The sequence below is a fragment of the Staphylococcus hsinchuensis genome (genome assembly GCF_038789205.1).
Taxonomy (GTDB): Bacteria; Bacillota; Bacilli; order Staphylococcales; family Staphylococcaceae; genus Staphylococcus; species Staphylococcus hsinchuensis.
The window spans coordinates 1,974,877-1,993,174 of the sequence record NZ_CP128355.1; the positions used below are offsets into that span (position 1 = coordinate 1,974,877).

At 34.2% G+C, this 18,298-nt stretch carries 13 protein-coding genes; 3 read left to right on the forward strand and 10 right to left on the reverse strand.

Going from position 1 to position 18,298, the window contains the following annotated elements; genetic code table 11:
- Positions 1-212 precede the first annotated feature (212 nt).
- Complete coding sequence (locus tag QQM35_RS09790; protein WP_251519794.1) at positions 213-1,118, forward strand: biosynthetic peptidoglycan transglycosylase; 906 nt, start codon at positions 213-215, stop codon at positions 1,116-1,118.
- A gap of 97 nt (positions 1,119-1,215) precedes the next feature.
- On the opposite strand, the gene QQM35_RS09795 is transcribed toward QQM35_RS09790, so the two are convergent.
- The gene (locus tag QQM35_RS09795; protein WP_251519792.1) at positions 1,216-2,883 is read right to left on the reverse strand and encodes a formate--tetrahydrofolate ligase; all 1,668 of its coding nucleotides are present in this window, start codon (positions 2,881-2,883) and stop codon (positions 1,216-1,218) included.
- Between the two features lie 368 nt (positions 2,884-3,251).
- Entirely contained in the window at positions 3,252-4,961 is a 1,710-nt protein-coding gene (acsA, locus tag QQM35_RS09800; protein WP_251519790.1) for an acetate--CoA ligase, read from the reverse strand.
- 179 nt (positions 4,962-5,140) lie between these two features.
- Here acsA and QQM35_RS09805 point away from each other — a divergent pair, with 179 nt between their 5' ends.
- Both QQM35_RS09805 and QQM35_RS09810 read left to right on the forward strand, forming a co-directional pair.
- Positions 5,141-5,773, forward strand: a complete 633-nt coding sequence (locus tag QQM35_RS09805) for a GNAT family N-acetyltransferase (RefSeq protein WP_251519788.1) — start codon at positions 5,141-5,143, stop codon at positions 5,771-5,773.
- A 13-nt stretch (positions 5,774-5,786) separates the two neighbouring features.
- Positions 5,787-6,944, forward strand: a complete 1,158-nt coding sequence (locus tag QQM35_RS09810) for an acetoin utilization protein AcuC (RefSeq protein ID WP_342610369.1) — start codon at positions 5,787-5,789, stop codon at positions 6,942-6,944.
- A gap of 94 nt (positions 6,945-7,038) precedes the next feature.
- Here the strand turns inward: QQM35_RS09810 and ccpA are convergent, their stop codons facing one another.
- From ccpA to QQM35_RS09850, 8 genes are all read right to left on the reverse strand, one after another.
- Positions 7,039-8,028, reverse strand: a complete 990-nt coding sequence (gene ccpA / locus QQM35_RS09815; RefSeq protein ID WP_251519784.1) for a catabolite control protein A — start codon at positions 8,026-8,028, stop codon at positions 7,039-7,041.
- A 254-nt stretch (positions 8,029-8,282) separates the two neighbouring features.
- Entirely contained in the window at positions 8,283-9,374 is a 1,092-nt protein-coding gene (locus QQM35_RS09820; protein ID WP_251519782.1) for a bifunctional 3-deoxy-7-phosphoheptulonate synthase/chorismate mutase, read from the reverse strand.
- Between the two features lie 311 nt (positions 9,375-9,685).
- Positions 9,686-10,957: a hypothetical protein gene (locus QQM35_RS09825; protein WP_251942779.1), complete on the reverse strand. Its 1,272-nt coding sequence runs from the start codon at positions 10,955-10,957 to the stop codon at positions 9,686-9,688.
- 80 nt (positions 10,958-11,037) lie between these two features.
- The gene (locus tag QQM35_RS09830) at positions 11,038-11,607 is read right to left on the reverse strand and encodes a DUF948 domain-containing protein (protein ID WP_251519778.1); all 570 of its coding nucleotides are present in this window, start codon (positions 11,605-11,607) and stop codon (positions 11,038-11,040) included.
- A gap of 71 nt (positions 11,608-11,678) precedes the next feature.
- Positions 11,679-12,992 (reverse strand): UDP-N-acetylmuramate--L-alanine ligase, encoded by a 1,314-nt coding sequence (murC, locus tag QQM35_RS09835; protein ID WP_251519776.1) that lies wholly within the window; start codon positions 12,990-12,992, stop codon positions 11,679-11,681.
- Between the two features lie 32 nt (positions 12,993-13,024).
- Positions 13,025-16,717 (reverse strand): DNA translocase FtsK, encoded by a 3,693-nt coding sequence (locus QQM35_RS09840; RefSeq protein ID WP_342610370.1) that lies wholly within the window; start codon positions 16,715-16,717, stop codon positions 13,025-13,027.
- Positions 16,718-16,734: 17 nt separating this feature from the next.
- Positions 16,735-17,334 (reverse strand): YtpR family tRNA-binding protein, encoded by a 600-nt coding sequence (gene ytpR / locus QQM35_RS09845; RefSeq protein WP_251519772.1) that lies wholly within the window; start codon positions 17,332-17,334, stop codon positions 16,735-16,737.
- Between the two features lie 12 nt (positions 17,335-17,346).
- Positions 17,347-18,210 carry a DUF1444 domain-containing protein gene (locus QQM35_RS09850; RefSeq protein ID WP_251519770.1) on the reverse strand — a complete coding sequence of 288 codons (864 nt, stop codon included), beginning with the start codon at positions 18,208-18,210 and terminating at the stop codon, positions 17,347-17,349.
- Between the last annotated feature and the right edge of the window lie 88 nt (positions 18,211-18,298).

Genomic DNA, 18,298 nt, shown 5'->3' on the forward strand with positions numbered 1-18,298 from the left:
AACTAAAATGTTTGGATAATATTAGCTAGGTGTATTCACATTAAGCATTACATTAGTTTCCAGCAACCACTAACTCTCTTAAGAAATGGCAAAATGCTACTTGTCCTATATCCAAATAACGATATCGATTTGTAACTCATTATAATTAACTCCTTTTTAAAAGTCAATGAAACAATATATGTTATAATATTTGTTAAATCAAGGAGGTAACAATGCAAAAACAAATTTTTGATCAACCTCAACATCAAACAGACCAAACAACATTCCAAAATTTTGAACGCATATATAAAAAGATTAAACGCATCTGTATAGGACTATTTTTAATTTTTTGTTTAATATGTGGAATCACATTATTAGCTTTAATGATATATTTTCATAGTTTATCAAAAACCTCCACAAATATGTCTGATGCAGAACTAAAAAAGGAATTATTAACCATTTCTGGCAACACTAAAATGAAAATCAACAAACCGATATTACCTCAATATGACAATTCTACAAATACACTTATTACAGGACCTAAGGAAGTCAGCCCCAATGTTATTAAGGCACTTACTTCTTCTGAAGACAGTATGTTTTTCCGCCATAACGGTGTATTACCAAAGGCAGTTTTTCGAGCTATCAGTGAAGATTTATTTAATTCACAATCTGCTACAGGTGGCAGCACTATCACACAACAGCTCGTTAAGAACCAAGTCCTTTCGAAAGAGCGCACCTATAGCCGTAAAGCCAATGAATTGGTATTGGCAATGCGTACAGAACATTTACTCAGTAAGAAAGAAATACTCTTTACTTATTTAAATATTGTCCCATTTGGTTTGGATAGTCATGGTGCAAATATTAGTGGTATTGCGTCTGTTTCATTTAGCTTGTTCGGTAAATCAGCAGAAAATTTAAACGTTGCTGAGTCCGCTTACATCGTAGGCTTACTACAAAGTCCCTATCACTATACGCCTTATAACAAAGATGGTTCTTTAAAATCAGATCAAGCGCTTCAAATTGGCATTGATCGACAACATTACGTTCTTAAACGTATGTTAGTGGAAAAACAAATCTCCTCTAAAACATATGAACGTGCAAAAAAATATAACATTAAAACACATTTAGTAACACAATAATAATCATTCAATTAAATATGAACAAAAGAGGCGTCTTTAATATTCGGACGCCTCTCCTTTTATGTGTAAAAAATTTATTTCACTTGATAATGTTCCATTAAAATAAACCTACTGCTTTTCCATCATCAGTCACATCCATGTTTAATGCAGCTGGTTCTTTTGGTAAACCAGGCATTGTCATAATTGACCCCGTTAATGCTACAATAAATCCTGCGCCAGTCTTAGCTTCTAATTCACGAATCGTAATTTCAAAATCTTCAGGTGCACCGAGTTTGTTGGCATCATCTGTAAAGGAATATTGCGTTTTTGCCATACATATTGGAAAATGATTCCACCCATTCGCCTTAAATTGTTGCAATTGTTTCTCTGCTTTACTAGAAAAAGTAACTTTACTTCCTCCATATATAGTTTTGACAATTGTTTCTATTTTCTCTTCTAATGGCGTTTGTAAATCATATAAATGTTTAAATGATTGAGGCTGTTGAATTACATCTAACACTTCATTTGCTAATTCAACTCCCCCTTGCCCGCCTTTCTCCCACACTTCAGTTAGTGCAAGTTTCACGTTATGTGTGTTTGCCCAGTTTTTAACAAATTCAATTTCTTTGTCCGTATCATGGACGAATGCATTTAATGCGACAACAGGTTCAAGTCCATACTTTCTAACATTATCTACATGACGCTCTAAATTTACGATTCCGTCATTTAAAGCTGCAACATTTTCTTCTTTCAAATTATCTTTGGCAACGCCGCCATGCATTTTAATTGCTCTAATTGTAGCCACGACTACTACAGCTGATGGTTCAAATCCTGCTTCACGCGCTTTAATATTGATGAACTTTTCCGCACCTAAGTCTGAACCAAATCCTGCTTCTGTAACTACAATATCTGCTAAATCTCTAGCTGTTTCTGTTGCTAAAATGGAATTACATCCATGTGCAATATTAGCAAAGGGACCTCCGTGAACAAGTGCAGGCGTGCCCTCAATGGTTTGAACTAAATTCGGTTTAATAGCATCTTTTAAAATCATCGCTAGTGCGCCTTCAACTTTTAAATCAGCTACAGTAACAGGCTTTTTGTCAGTCGTATAACCAATTGTAATTTTGCTTATCTTTTCTTTAAGGTCTTTAATTCCACGAGCTAAACAAAGTATTGCCATTATTTCAGAAGCTACCGTAATATTGAACCCATCTTCTCTCGGCACACCTTGTGTTGGCCCACCTAATCCGACAACCACATTACGTAATGCACGATCATTCATATCTAAGACACGTTTCCATTCAATTCGTCGTTGATCTATATTAAGTTGGTTACCCTGATGAATATGATTGTCTATAAAAGCTGATAACGCATTGTTGGCAGTTGTTATTGCATGAAAATCACCATTGAAATGTAAATTGATATCTTCCATCGGTAATACTTGTGCGTAACCACCACCAGTTGCGCCACCTTTGATACCAAATGTAGGTCCTAATGCAGGTTCGCGTAATGCAACCATTACGTTATGCTTTAAATGATTAAGTGCATCTGATAAGCCTACAGTTACTGTTGATTTACCTTCACCTGCTGGAGTTGGACTCATTGCAGTGACGAGTACAACTTTCCCTTTCTGTTCACGACGTTTAATCTGATTGATATCGATCTTAGCTTTATAATGTCCATATTGTTCTAATGCATTTGCGTCGATTCCAGCCTTTTCTGCAATATCGCTAATTGGTTGCAACGTTGCTTTATTCGCAATATCTAAATCCGATAATTGTGCCAAATTCCTCAGCCCCTTTTAGTTTATAGTAAAAAATTTCATTACGTCCTTACACTTTAATAGTATCTAACTTACATCTGAATGTCGACAATTTAGATAACGCTTTCATTTGCGACATCACGGTGTTGAATTAGTGACGTGAAACAGAAATCGAATCTTCTAATAGAGATTTCGTGGTCCCATCTCGGCATGATGACTAGGATTGAAAAAATCTTGATTTAAGTGCATTTTCAATTCAGATTTCTAATGGCTAATTGAAAAAGAGTCTGAGACATCTATTTTTGCCTCAGACTCCTCTCCTATTCATTGTTATAAAATAGCTTCCCTTAAATAGGGACTCTTGAATTAATTAATACTATTTATAAAGTTTTTTAATCTTCCATTGTACTTAAATCGCCTTCTGGTAAATCAAGTTCCCAAGCTTTAAGTACACGACGCATGATTTTACCTGAACGTGTTTTTGGTAATTTTTCTTTAAATTCGATTTCGCGTGGTGCAGCATGTGCCGCTAAACCTTCTTTTACAAATTTACGAATATCTTCTTTAAGTTCGTCCGAAGGCTCATATCCAGAACGTAATGCTACGAAGGCTTTAATGATTTCTCCTCTAATTGGATCTGGTTTACCAATCACACCCGCTTCTGCGACAGCTTCGTGCTCAACTAATTTAGACTCAACTTCGAATGGGCCAACACGTTCTCCAGCAGTCATGATGACATCATCGACACGTCCTTGGAACCAATAATAGCCATCTTCATCTTTATAAGCTGAATCTCCTGATACATACCAATCACCAATAAAGTAAGAATCATATTTCTCTGGATTCTTCCAAATAGAAACCATCATTGATGGCCAACCCTTTTTAATTGCTAAATTACCCATGCGATTTGGAGGTAGCTCATTTCCTTGATCATCAACAATCGCTGCTTCCACACCAGGTAGAGGTTTACCCATTGAGCCTAATTTGATATCCATTGCTGGGTAGTTAACGATCATATGGCCACCTGTTTCAGTCATCCACCATGTGTCTAATACACGTTTACCGTAGACATCTTTAGACCATTTTATAACTTCTGGGTTCAACGGTTCACCTACTGATAAGATACTCTTTAATGATGATAAATCGTATTTCTCAACGACATCATCACCAGCACTCATTAACATTCTTAAAGCAGTTGGTGCTGTATACCAAATAGTTACTTTATATTCTTCAATCATGTTATACCAGAACTCTGGTGAGAAACGTCCACCTGCAATACAGTTCGTCACTCCATTTAACCATGGGCTGAAGATACCGTAAGATGTACCTGTAACCCAACCTGGGTCAGCCGTACACCAATAAACATCATCTTCTTTAAAATCTAATACATATTTACCAGAAATATAATGTAATAACATTGCTTTTTGTGCATGTAACACACCTTTAGGTTGACCTGTAGAACCTGATGTATAATGTAAAATTAAACCGTCATCAAGTGATAACCATTCTGTTTCAAATTCTTCGCTTGCCTGTTCAAATGATTTATTAAAGTCAACGTATTCATCATCAACTTCGTCATCAACTACGACGATTGTTTCAAGGTTAGGCAATTTATCTTTAGGAATACGAGGTAACAATGCATTCGTTGTAATGATTACTTTAGCATCACTATTATCTAAACGATCACCGACAGCTTTCTCCATAAATGCTTCGAATAAAGGACCTGCAATTGCACCTAACTTTAAAATCCCGAAAAATGCAAAGTATAACTCAGGTGTTCTAGGCATAAAGATAAATACTCGATCGCTCTTCTCTACATTTGCCTCATCCTTTAACACATTGGCAGCTTTATTAATATTTAACTGCATTTCTTTATAAGTATAGCTTTCTTGACGTTTCGCATCTTTATAGTGTAATGCGACTTTATCGCCTTTACCGTCATCTACATGACGATCGATACATTCATGTGCCATATTAACTTTTCCTGTTTCTGACCACGTGAATGCTTTCTCAACTTCTTTCCAGTCGAAGTTTTGATATTCCTTTTCATAATCTTGAAGATTAAAATTTCCTTGTTCCCCTTCATAAACTTCTACTTTCATTTTAAATCCCCCTTGTTTAAAATCGCTTTCTTATAGTTGATTATACAGAATAATTTTTAAATTTTCAAAATAATCAAAATAAAACGCCTCATTTTGTAGGATTTTCTAGAACTATCACTTATAATAAAGATAATTTAATTAATATTTTATACCTTAACGTGCGTGATGGGAGTGAAACAATGGAACACATTAAAACATATCAATCTGAAACTTATCATTTGGATGAAGGTACGTTCATAATTGAAGGTCCAGTCCCTATAGAATCGTTATCTTCTATGACATTCGACGAAGGTTTAGATGCATTTCGTACACCTGACGATCAATTTGAAGCACTTAAAGAAATAAGTGAATTACCTGAAGGACGTATTTTCGTATTGCGTGAAGAGCAGCATATCATTGGTTATGTAACTTATCATTACCCCGATCCACTAGAACGATGGGCAACTGGTAAATTATCTTATTTAATTGAATTAGGTGCCATAGAGGTCAGTTTAGCGTTTCGTCACCTACATCTTGGTAGTGAGTTAATAAAGGTTAGTTTGGCAGCAGATGAATATGAAGATTATATCGTATTAACTACTGAGTATTATTGGCATTGGGATTTGAAGAATTCCCAATTAGATGTTTACCAATATAAAAAGTTAATGCAAAAATTAATGGGTTATGGTGGCCTAGAAGTATTTGCTACAGATGACCCTGAAATTACAAGTCATCCAGCAAATTGTCTGATGGCCAGAATTGGTTCAAGAATAACAATCGATCAATTACAATCATTTGATGATATTCGTTTTATGAATCGATTTTTCTTTTAAAGGTGGGTATGTCATGAACAACGTAAAACAAACAACGGGGTATGTTTATTCAAACGCAATTTTACAATATCGCTTTAATAACAGTCATCCCTTCAATCAAATGAGATTAAAATTAACAACCGAATTATTATTAGAGTTAGGTGCATTAAAGGAAACACAAATCATCCAACCTCGTATAGCTACCGATAAAGAAATAGGTTTAATTCACACACATGATTATATACAGGCAATACGTCATGCTTCTCATGGTATTTTAAGTGAATCAGAAGCGAAGAAATATGGTTTAGATGGCGAAGAAACCATTCAGTTTCGTATGATGCACAGACATTCAGCTCGTATCGTTGGTGGCGCGCTTAATCTCGCTGATTTAATTATGGAAGGTAAATTGACAAATGGGTGTCATTTAGGTGGCGGTTTACATCACAGTTTACCAGGTCGTGCCAATGGCTTTTGTATTTATAATGATGTTGCAATTACTGCAGCTTATTTACAACAGAACTACAATCAACGTGTGCTTTGTATCGACACAGATGCCCATCATGGAGATGGCACACAATGGAGTTTTTATACAAACAACCATATATTAAATTATTCCATTCATGAAACAGGTAAATTTCTATTTCCTGGTTCGGGCCATTATACAGAACGGGGAAGTGAAACAGGCTACGGCTACACAGTGAATGTGCCACTAGAACCTTACACTGAAGATCAATCGTTTATTGAGTCATTCAAAACAACGATTGAACCAGTAATTGCTACCTTTAAGCCAGATATTATACTCAGTGTGCATGGTACAGATATCCATTATTTAGACCCACTTACACATATGAATTGCACTTTAGATGCACTATATCAAATACCTTATATGATTAAAGAATTAGCTGACAAATATACGGAAGGTAAAGTGATGATGTTCGGAGGCGGTGGTTATAATATATGGGAAGTTGTACCACGTGCATGGAGTCATGTATTTTTAGCATTGATTAATGAGCCACCTCAAGACCGGAATTTGCCTGAACGATGGTTAAATAAATGGCAAAGTTATGCGACATGTCCCCTTCCAACAGTCTGGAAAGATGAATTGACAAACTACCAAATGATTCCGAGAAAAGACGAAATATCTCAAACCAATCGTAAGCATGCATTACAAGTAAAAAGTTGGTTTGAGTAATTTATAAATGTATATAAAAAAGCGATGATTTTATAAAACAGTGAAATCATCGCTTTTACTTGCTAAATGAGTAAGATAAATCTAGAATATCAAATTATTTTGTTGTACCTCTGTATTCAACTCGATGTGGCAAGATTACATTAGGCTCTTCAATGTCTTCTTCATTCATATATTTAGTCAGTAATCTCATTCCAACCGCACCTATATCATACAATGGTTGAATGACACTTGATAACTGTGGACGTACCATCTCAACTAAACGCGTATTATTAAAACTAATAATTTGTAATGATTCAGGTACTTCAACCCCAACATCATGTGCTGCATAAACGAGTCCGATTGCTTGCTCATCACTAATAGATAAAATTGCATCAGGTTTATATTTCTTTAAAGCTTCAAAAGCTTTGATGCCATCTTTATACGTTTCATTACCGTTATATATATGATCATCATCTAATGTTAATTGATGCTGTGATAAAACGTTTTTTAAGCCCATGAGTACTTCTTCTTGAGCTTTCTTAGAGTATTCTCCTCCAACAAATGCAAACGTTTTAGCACCTTTGTCAATTAAGTGTTGCGTAGTTTTTTCGGCTGCCGCTTTAAAATCAATGTTAACTGAAGCAATACCATCGTCTTTTCCATTAGTACCAGAAACGACTACAGGTACAGAAGATTTATTTATAATTTCTTTGATTTCTTCAGAAATCGTACCACCTAAAAAGATGATGCCATCAACTTGTTTACTTAATAAGTTATTAAAAATCTCTTTTTCTTTTTGTGGATCATTATCCGAATTAGAAATAATTGTGTGATATTTATACATCGTTGCGATGTCTTCTAAACCGCGTGCAAGTTGAGAATAGTATACGTTTGATATGTCAGGAATGATCACGCCTACAGTTGTCGTGCGTTTACTAGCTAACCCTCTTGCAACGGCATTAGGACGATAATTTAATTTCTTTATAACTTCATTTACTTTATCTCGGGTTTGCGGTTTAACGTTATGGTTACCATTTACAACTCTTGATACAGTTGCCATCGAAACACGTGCTTCACGTGCAACGTCATATATAGTGACTGTCATATTTTCCTCCTTGTAAGCGTTTTATTTACTATTATATCCTGTTTTCATGACTTTTCAAAGTTTATCACATTTTGTGAAGTAATCAAATAAATTTGACTTAGTTGTCATGGTTATGTCAAATTTACCTTTAAAATGCTCTTGTAAAGTTACTTATTTATAAAATAAATATCCTTATCACAAGCATTTCGAACATGTGATAAGGATAGAAAAATTTTAAATTAAGTAGATGTATTGTTGATTTAGTTCAATATCTATTATTTTAATTGTTTATTATTATACATATCAGCAAGTGGTCTTAATTCATTGTAGAATGTATTGAACTCATCTAGGTCCATTTGTTGACCACTATCACTTAATGCTACAGATGGATCAGGATGTACTTCGGCCATAATACCATCAGCACCTACTGCTAAACCAGCTTTTGCTGTTGGCAACATAATATCCTTACGTCCAGTACTATGCGTGACGTCAACAAATACTGGTAAATGCGTGCCTTGTTTTAAAATAGGAACAGCTGAAATATCTAATGTATTACGTGTCGCTTTTTCGTAAGTTCGAATACCGCGTTCACATAAGATGATATTTTCATTACCTTGAGATGCGATGTACTCTGCAGCAAAAATAAATTCGTCAATCGTTGCTGAAAGTCCTCGTTTTAATAGGACTGGTTTGTTTGTACGACCAGCTTCTTTTAATAGTTCAAAGTTCTGCATGTTACGTGCGCCGATTTGGAATACATCTAAGTATTGATCAGCGATTTCGAAGTCAGCTGGATTTACAATTTCACTAACAACATTCAAGTTGTATTTCTCTTTTGTATTTTTAAGTATTTTTAATCCTTCTTCACCAAGTCCTTGGAAATCATATGGTGATGTTCTCGGTTTGAATGCGCCACCTCTAATGAACTTCTCGCCTTTTGCCTGTAAATCAGCAGCCACTTTATCTACTTGCTCCTGAGATTCAACTGAACATGGTCCAAATACGAATGACTTGTTACCGTCACCAATGATACCACCATTATCAAATTGAACGATTGTATCTTCAGGTTTTAACTTTCTTGATACATATAAATGCTTTTCGTTTTCTGATTTTTGTAAATCAGTAGAGGCTTTAAAAATTTCTTTAAATAATTGTTTTATCACGTTGTCGTTAAATGGGCCTTCATTTTTATCTAATAATTGATTAATCATTTCTTTTTCACGTTGTGGGTCATAAACGACTGTACCTTGTTTACGTTTTTCCTGACCTATTTGTTGTGCGAGCTTCCCTCTTTTAGATAAAAGCGTAAGTATTTCATCATTAATCCCAACAATTTCTTCTCTCAGTTCTTGTAATCTGTCCGTCATTTTTACTCACCTCTATGAAAATTTAAATATTTTGTTTCGCTTTAAAGCGATAAAATAAATGTTAAAAAACATTCTAACAAGAACCGTATATAAGTTCAAGTCAGAATATAAAATATATTTGGAACGGGTACACTTAATAATAACTGAATTTTCAGTCATATTCAAATAGAAATTGTCAAATACCCTACTTTTTACATATGAATAAAGATATATTTTTAGCAAAATCTTTAAAATTATTTAGCGAATCTATTGTTTATAAAAATAGCCTGAGACAGTGACCTGTCTCAGGCAGAAGTAATTATTTAATATTATTAATCGTTAAATGTTCTTTTCTCGATTTTGCTTTCAGCTTTTTCAGCTTTTGTTGATTGTGGTCTATTCTTTTTATAAACAGGTTCATTATTTTTTGCTTCAGCTGAATTTTGCTCTTTGTTAGATTCATTTACAGTCGAATTGTTTTCAGAAGCTCCTGCTTTATTATGTGTAATGATACCATTGTTGAATGTTGCTGATTCGTGTGTTTGTTTTACACGTCTTTCAGCTGGTGCCGGTTGCGCAGATTGTTCTTTATCTGGTGTGTTATTCACTTTATCATTTGAAACACCAGCAGTGCTAGCACTAGATGTAACTAAGTTAGGTACATCTTTTTTCTTACCTAATTTGATTGCTTCAGGTTTTAATAAGTTCTCAGTTTTTTTAGCTACTTGGCTATCTTTTGATAAAGCATTATTTTTATTTTTTGCCGCTAAAGCAAGGCTAGATGCTGTAATTGCACCTGTTGCTACAGCTGCTGATTTTTTAGAATTTTGCTTTTTATCATCTTCAGTAACTAAGTTAGGTACATCTTTGTCATTCTTACTGTTGATTTCATTTGTTGTTTGGGCTTTTTTAGTGTCTTCTACAACTTTATCATCTGAATGCATTGCATCTTTTTTATCACTCGCTGCTTTTGCAACTGAAGCCGCAGCAACTGTTCCACCTGTAGCAGCTGCTACTTTAGCACCAGTATGTTTTGAATCAGAGGCGTTACTATCTGAATGTTTAGCATCATCTTCAGCAACCTCTTCTTTAATTGCCTGCTGTTGTGCATTGTATTCGTCTGTTGAAGGTGTAGAATTTGAATTAATATGTGATGCTTCAGTATCTTTTGAATCTGATTTACTTTCATCCGCATTAAGTTGTTTATTTTCATCGTGTTGAGGATTTGGTGAATTATCAGCTAAATTACTGCTTGCAGATTCTTGTTGAATAGCAGATTTCTGCGCTTCTAATTCTGGGTTGTCTTTACGTTGTGCTCCATTTACACTAGATTTAATGTGATCAACTTGCTTATCAGCTTCTAATTTATCTTGTTCTGATTGAGCAATGATGTTTGAATTGTATGCTTTGTCAGAAGGTTTTTCACGTTTTTTAGGTTTATTTAATGAAACAATGCCAATCGCTGAACCAAGTACAGCCCCTACGATAAAACCATAGACAAATACATTACGTGGTCCTTCTGAAAAATTTTCTGGTACTTCATAACTTTCAAAATTGCCTTCATAGTTATTTCTTTCATAATTATCACGATTATAATATTTCATAAAAGATAGCCTCCTATAACAAAAGCACTTAAATAAGTACTACCCTCATTTAAGTGCATTTGTTTGTTTAAGTATATGATTTATTTTTTGTTTACGCGTGTTGTATAGCTTTGGTTTGATTCATTTGAATGAGTTGACTCATTTGAGTAAGCTCTTCTATCATTTGAGTAATTTGACTCGCTTGAATAATTTGTTTCATTTGCTACACTGTCCGCTTTATAATTTGCACTATTTCTACGATCTCTTCTGTTTTGCCATTTATCAGCAACTTCCATTGCTACATTTGACCATTGAACAACTTGAGAAATTTTGTCTTCGTTTTGAGAAATATTGTGCGTAATTGAGTTTGTAACTCTGTCTACAGAACCATTTAAAGTTTGAACTGAGTTACCGATACCTTTAACTGCATCAACAACTGAATTTAAACGATCTGATTTGTCTTGGATATCTTCAGTTAAGCGGTTAGCTTTGTGAAGTAAATCCGTTGATTCACGTGTAATACCTTGAATTTGTCCCTCAACCCCATCAAGAGTTTTAGCAACATGATCTAAATTTTTCTTAACTGAAATTAATACGACTACGATTCCAATGACTAAGATTAAAAAAGCAATTGCCGCAATAATTCCAGCTATGGGTAAAATCCATTCCATTTTAAAACGCCTCCTAATAAACATATCTTGTTATTTAATATAAATACCCAATTCATTTTAACATAAACATATTAAAATGAGGTGGAAACACCTATATTTTCCATATATGCACGCTGAATTTTTTGAATATCACCAGCGCCCATAAATAAAATAACAGCATCATCGTATTGTTCTAAGACATTTACAGTCGATTCATCGATGAGTTCGGCATTATCAATTCTTTGCAATAAATCTTGAATTGTTAACTCACCATTATTTTCTCTTATTGAACCGAAAATATCACATAAGTAAGTTTTATCAGCTGTATTTAAACACTCAGCAAATTCGTCTAAAAATGCTTGCGTACGGCTAAATGTATGTGGTTGGAAGACAGCGACTACTTCTTTTTGTGGGTATTTCTTTCTCGCAGATTCAATTGTAGCACTAATTTCTCTTGGATGATGTGCATAATCATCGACGAGTACTTGTTTACCTACTTTTGTCTCATTAAATCTACGTTTAACACCGCCGAAAGTTTCAAGCGCTTCTTTAATATTTTCAATATTTAAATCTTCTAAATAACAAATAGTAATTACGGCTAAACTATTTAAAATGTTATGATCACCAAATTGTGGTGAAATGAAAGTATCGAAATATTCATTTTTTATATAAACATCGAATTGAGTACCTTTTTCACTTATTTGAATGTTATTAGCATAGATATCATCATTTTCAGAGAATCCGTAGTAATACACAGGTACCTCAAAATCTAAATTTCTTAAATGCTCATCTTCACCCCAAGCAATAATTGCTTTTTTAACGTTTCGTGCCATCTCTTGAAAGGCATCTACAACGTCATTTATGTCTTTAAAATAATCTGGGTGATCAAAGTCGATATTTGTCATAATTGCATAATCAGGGTGATAGCTTAAGAAATGTCTACGGTATTCACACGCTTCAAAGGCAAAGTAGTCACTAGCTGGAATTCCAAGACCAGTTCCATCTCCAATTAGGAATGATGTTTTCTTGTCACCATTCATCACATGTGATAACAAACCAGTTGTTGATGTTTTCCCATGGGCACCAGTTACAGCGACGGAAATAAATTGATTAATCACATGTCCTAGGAAATCATGATAACGAATAACATCAAGCTTTAACTCATGTGCCTTAACAATTTCTTCATGTGTATCAGGAAAGGCGTTACCTTGAATAACCACCATATCTTCTTTAATATTATTTGGATCAAACGGTAAGATTTCAATACCATTATTTTTTAACGCAACTTCTGTAAATACGTAATTTTCAATATCTGAACCTTGTACTTTATTTCCAAGATCATGCATAATTTGGGCTAAAGAACTCATACCTGATCCTTTAATTCCAACAAAATGATAATGCGTCATTTTACCACTCCTTATTTATTGTTTATTTATCTTTATGTGTCATTTAAATCAGCTTCTGTCATATACACATCTCGCGGTTTAGAACCATTTGCACCTGAAACATAACCTAATTGTTCAAGTTGGTCTACGATTCTTGCTGCTCTATTATATCCGATTTGGAATTGTCTTTGAATTAATGACGTAGAAATATGTCCTTCTCGAACCATAAATTGACAAACATCATTGAATAATTCGTCTTGTGGTTGTGCTTCAGTCTTCTTAAGGAGCTCTTTTTCTTCAAATAAATATTCAGGTTCACGTTGTTGTTTTATATAGTCTACTACATCATCTATTTCATCGTCTGAAACAAATGTACCTTGAACGCGGATTGGTTTATTCATACCATTACCTAAATAAAGCATGTCACCATAACCTAATAAACGTTCAGCGCCACCACTATCTAAAATAGTACGTGAATCTACGCTTGATGATACCATAAATGCAATTCTAGTTGGAATGTTTGCTTTGATTAATCCAGTTATGACATTTACAGAAGGTCGTTGTGTAGCAACTAACATATGGATACCACTTGCACGTGCTTTTTGTGCTAAACGTGCAATAGATTGTTCAACTTCTTGTGGTGCCATCATCATTAAATCGGCAAGCTCATCGATAACGATAACGATTTTCGCCATTCTGTCTTCATATGGTGCTTTTTTATTAAATGCTGAAATATTTCGTACATGGTATTTCGCAAATACTTTGTAACGACGTTCCATTTCATCGACAGCCCATTTAAGACTTTGTGTAGCTGCTTTTACGTCTGTAATTACAGGTGACACTAAATGTGGTAAATCATTATATGGCGCTAATTCAACCATCTTAGGATCTATGAGTAATAACTTTAACTCTTCTGGATGGTTTTTATAAAGCAATGACATAAGAATACTGTTGATACATACAAATTTACCTGAACCTGTTGCGCCTGCTATAAGTGCATGCGGTGTCTTAGCTATATCCATCAACAGTGGTTCGTTATTTATACGATAACCCATAGCAACTGTTAATTTGGACTCAGCATTTTTAAAACTTGGTGATTCAATAATCGAACGCAAGTTAACTTTTGTCGATGATTGGTTGGGCACTTCGATACCAACTAGACTCGTACCCGGTATCGGTGCTTCTATTCTAATATCTTTTGCTGCTAAAGCCATCTTTATATCATCTTGTAATGCAGTAATACGTGACACTTTCACACCTTTTTCAACAGAAAGTTCGAAACGTGTCACACTTGGTCCTTCTGTAACATTTTGGACTTCTGCTGGTACATTAAAGTAATAAAATGCTTCATTAAGTTCTTGTTTCTTTTCTTCAATCCACTCATTATCTACCTTGATTTCTTCTGGCTCTTCTAGAAGAGTTGTACTTGGTAGTTGAATCATTGGACCTTTTCTTAATGAATTTTTATTTTGAGAATCTTGCGATGGTTGTTCAACGGTTTGTTCTACCGAATGTTCAACTGCTTGTTGATTTGAAACTTCTGGTTTTAGTGGCGGCTCAGTTACCTTCTGTTTTTCTTGTGTAGAAGAAGTTGTTCCACTGCTTGGTTTTTCAAGATTTGCCTTATTTTGACTTGGTGGCTCATTTTTATCTTTATCTGAATCGTCTTCAACCGACATTGTTTCATTCGATTCTTCTTGTTGTTGGTCTACGAGGTTATTTGAAATATCTTTATGTTGTGAAATATATTTTTCTTTTTGTGCATCCATCATGCGTTTCTTATCTGAAGGCGTCATTACAACATTGAACGGGCTACCCCCACTCTTCTTAGGACGTTTCTTAATATTTGAATTTGGTTGTTCTTTCGATGTTCGTGGTTCCGTTGATTTTTCATTATTTTTTGCATTTTCAACATCTGAAGATTGCTGATTTGATGCAGTATCATGCGAATTATTAACGATAGATGATTCCGTTGCTTGAGGTTGATTTTCACTGTGATGTTTTGTACTTTCGTACTGCGATTGTGTTTCTTCATTTTGGTTTATGTTTTCAGAGCGTTCATCTGTTTCATCGTTATTAGAATCATTATCATTATCAACTAAATCAATATCGGATGTCGGTGTTTCTGAAACAACATGCGATGAATGTTCACTTCCAGTACTTTGTTCTTCTGTTAAATTAGATGTTTCTGAATTATCTTCTTTAAACTCAGAAGTTTGAGTGTTTTCTGTTAATTGGTCGTTAGATATGTTTTCACCATCAGTTTCTTCTTTCGATGAAGTTTCATGAATATCTGAATCCTCATCGTGTTGTTTATTGCTTGAAGATTCATCAATTTCTCGATAATTTGCCTCAGTTACTTCATTTTCTGGTGAAGTATTAGATTCTGAATATTGATTGTCTGTTATATTTTCATCAATATTCGTTGTAGAAGTAGTACCATTTTCCGTATTTGTTTGTTGAGGATTAGATAATTGCACTTCTTCTAAATGAGATTGTTCTGAATGATTTGATTCCGTGTCCTCATTATTTGAGGATGTTTCTACAGAATCTTGCTCATTATTCTCGTCTTCAACGTCTTCAATAATTTGTGTTTCGTTTGCATCTGTATGTACGTTACTTACATTATCTAAGTCAACTTCTTCATAATTAAATGGTGAATATTGTCCACCTTCATGCTGTGACGCATCATTTGCATGATTTGATTCATGTAATGTATTTGTTTCACTTTGTGTTGAATTATGTTGTTCATCGTTTTGTGAATCAATATCATCTAATTCTAGGTCATCTAAAGAACTTTCACCTAAATAATCTTTCGCTTGTTTTGCATACATTTCATCAATCGCTTTTTGTATACTATCAGAATCGTTTTGTTGATATTGTTGACGCTTTTGTTGTAAAGCCTTTTTAAATTGCTTTTTCTGGTTAACTTTGCGTTCACGTTCTCTACGAATTTCTTCAACAATTTGTGACGCGTAAATATTTTCAATATTTATCGTATTGTTCTTACCTTCTGGTGTCCCTTGTTTATTCGAAGTGTTTGACGTTTCTGAATGTTGTTGACGTACTTCACTGCGATTGCTTTCAGAAGATGAAGTTTTTGAATGCCCAGTGCTACTGTAATCTCTTTTCGTTTCTTGTTGTTTAGAATCCGAAGTGTCTTCAGAGTTGTTAGAAGTTACAATCTTACCTGCTTTAAGCGGTTTAGGCGTCTTCGTACCGAAAATAGCTGACGGTACTTCGCTCGCTTTAAACTCTCGTTGATGATACAAAGGTTTTGAACGATTTTGTTTCGTATTACTACTCGCACGTAAAGCGTCTGTTTGTATACGCATTCTTGTGCCTTTGTGTTGTTTAGGCTTATGCTCTATACTAGATTGTTTGCGTTTAGTCGATGTATAACTACTATTGTTACGATTATTCTGTGATGTTGAATCTGCCTCATTGCTTTGTCTACGGCGTCTACGTTGACCTTGATCACTCATAAAGTCAGGTTCTGTCTGTTCGTGTCTGTATGAAGTAGATTCATTCACCTCGTCATTATGATGAGAACCTTCCGTCTCATCTAAACCATTGATGGGAAATCTAAATTTACCTCTAGGTCTCTCGTATACATCGTTATTTTGCGAATGTAATGAGTCATGTCTCTCGCGTTCATTAGCTCTTTGACGTCGTTGGTTTCTCTTATTAAGATAACTATTGCTAGAATCATTATCTTCTCCAAATAGCTTATCGAACCAGCTCATTCGTGCATGACCTCCTTTTATTCTTCAAAAAATGGTTGTCCCACTTTGTAATCATCAGATAACACCATAATTCCTTTTTCTTGCGGTGCATTCGGCAAGTTCAATTCTTTCATAGAACATACCATACCACTTGACTCTACGCCTCTGAGTTTCGCATCTTTAATCACCATACCACTAGGCATTACTGCGCCTACCTTAGCAATGACTACCTTTTGACCCGCTTCAACATTCGGTGCACCACAAACAATTTGTAACTTTTCAGTTGCTACATCTATATTTAATACACTCAATTTATCAGCGTCTGGATGTTTTTCTTTCGTTTCTACATATCCAACTATAAATTTGGGTGATAAATCAGCGTCTAGTTCATAATTAAATCCAGCATTTTTAATTAACTGTTGTAGCCCATTGAGCAATGATTCTGTGAGTTTGATATGTCCATTTCCATTAATTTCTACGTGTTGAGAAACGTTGAAGATGTTATAGCCAACTACTTGACTTTCACGTGTGATTTCCACTACATCTCCTTTAGTTTCGTAACTAAATTCACCTGGTGTAGGATCAATTTGTAAAAAAGCTACATCTCCTACTGCTTCTTTATTATAAAATAAATTCATATTTAAAACTCCTTAATGCTTATCTTTATTTTGATATTGTTTTCTTGTTGCTTCTAATCTTTGAATAACATTCGGATCTCTTTTTTGTTTGTTATTTTTACCTAGAATAAATATAGGTTCAAAGTGACTTTGATCGTAACCAAATGATAATGAAGTAATCGGCACTAATCCTTTAGTGAAAAACTCCATTGTTAAATGTGCCATAACATCATAACCTGTTTTGTTTCGTATATCAGCAATAATCAATACATCTTGATGTGGTACGGCAACTAACATTTCACCTTCGCACTGTTGTTGAATTTCATTTAAGAATTGGGTATTCAATATGCGACTCGCATCATAACCATCATTTGAATTAACAAAGTAGAAAATATTACCTTTAACTTCATCAGTTTTGTATTTATTGTCTAATTTTCTGACGTTGAATAAAGCCATTTCTTTTAATTGTTGTTGTGTTAAATTCATTTGTTCCAACATTTTTTCATTTATTAAACGGTATGACTTACCTAAGTCAACAGCATAATATATATTTGTTTCTGCAGTATGACATTCGATAACAAATGGAACACCGTTTTTATCTTTTTTGTCAAAACTTGGTGATCTTAATACTGGCATTACTTCTATGTTTTCAAGTTCTGAAATATCTTGATCTTTCATTTGACCAATAGCTTCAGTAACATAATATGCAATTTCGTCTACGATATTTTCCTTTTGTTCTTTATATTTAGCTACAATTGTATCAAGTTTAACGGTTACACCTTTACCGTTATCTTCTCTTGAAATACGTAATGTTTCTTCTTCGCGATTATAACTAAATTTCACATTTAAATGACTTAAACGTTCTTTAAGCTTATCTCTCATTTGAAAGACATTCATTGATAACACTCCTATTTACGTGCCTTAATATAGTTTACAATAAATAATAAGCTAGTAACAGAAAAAAAGTAAATTGTAGGGATTTGTC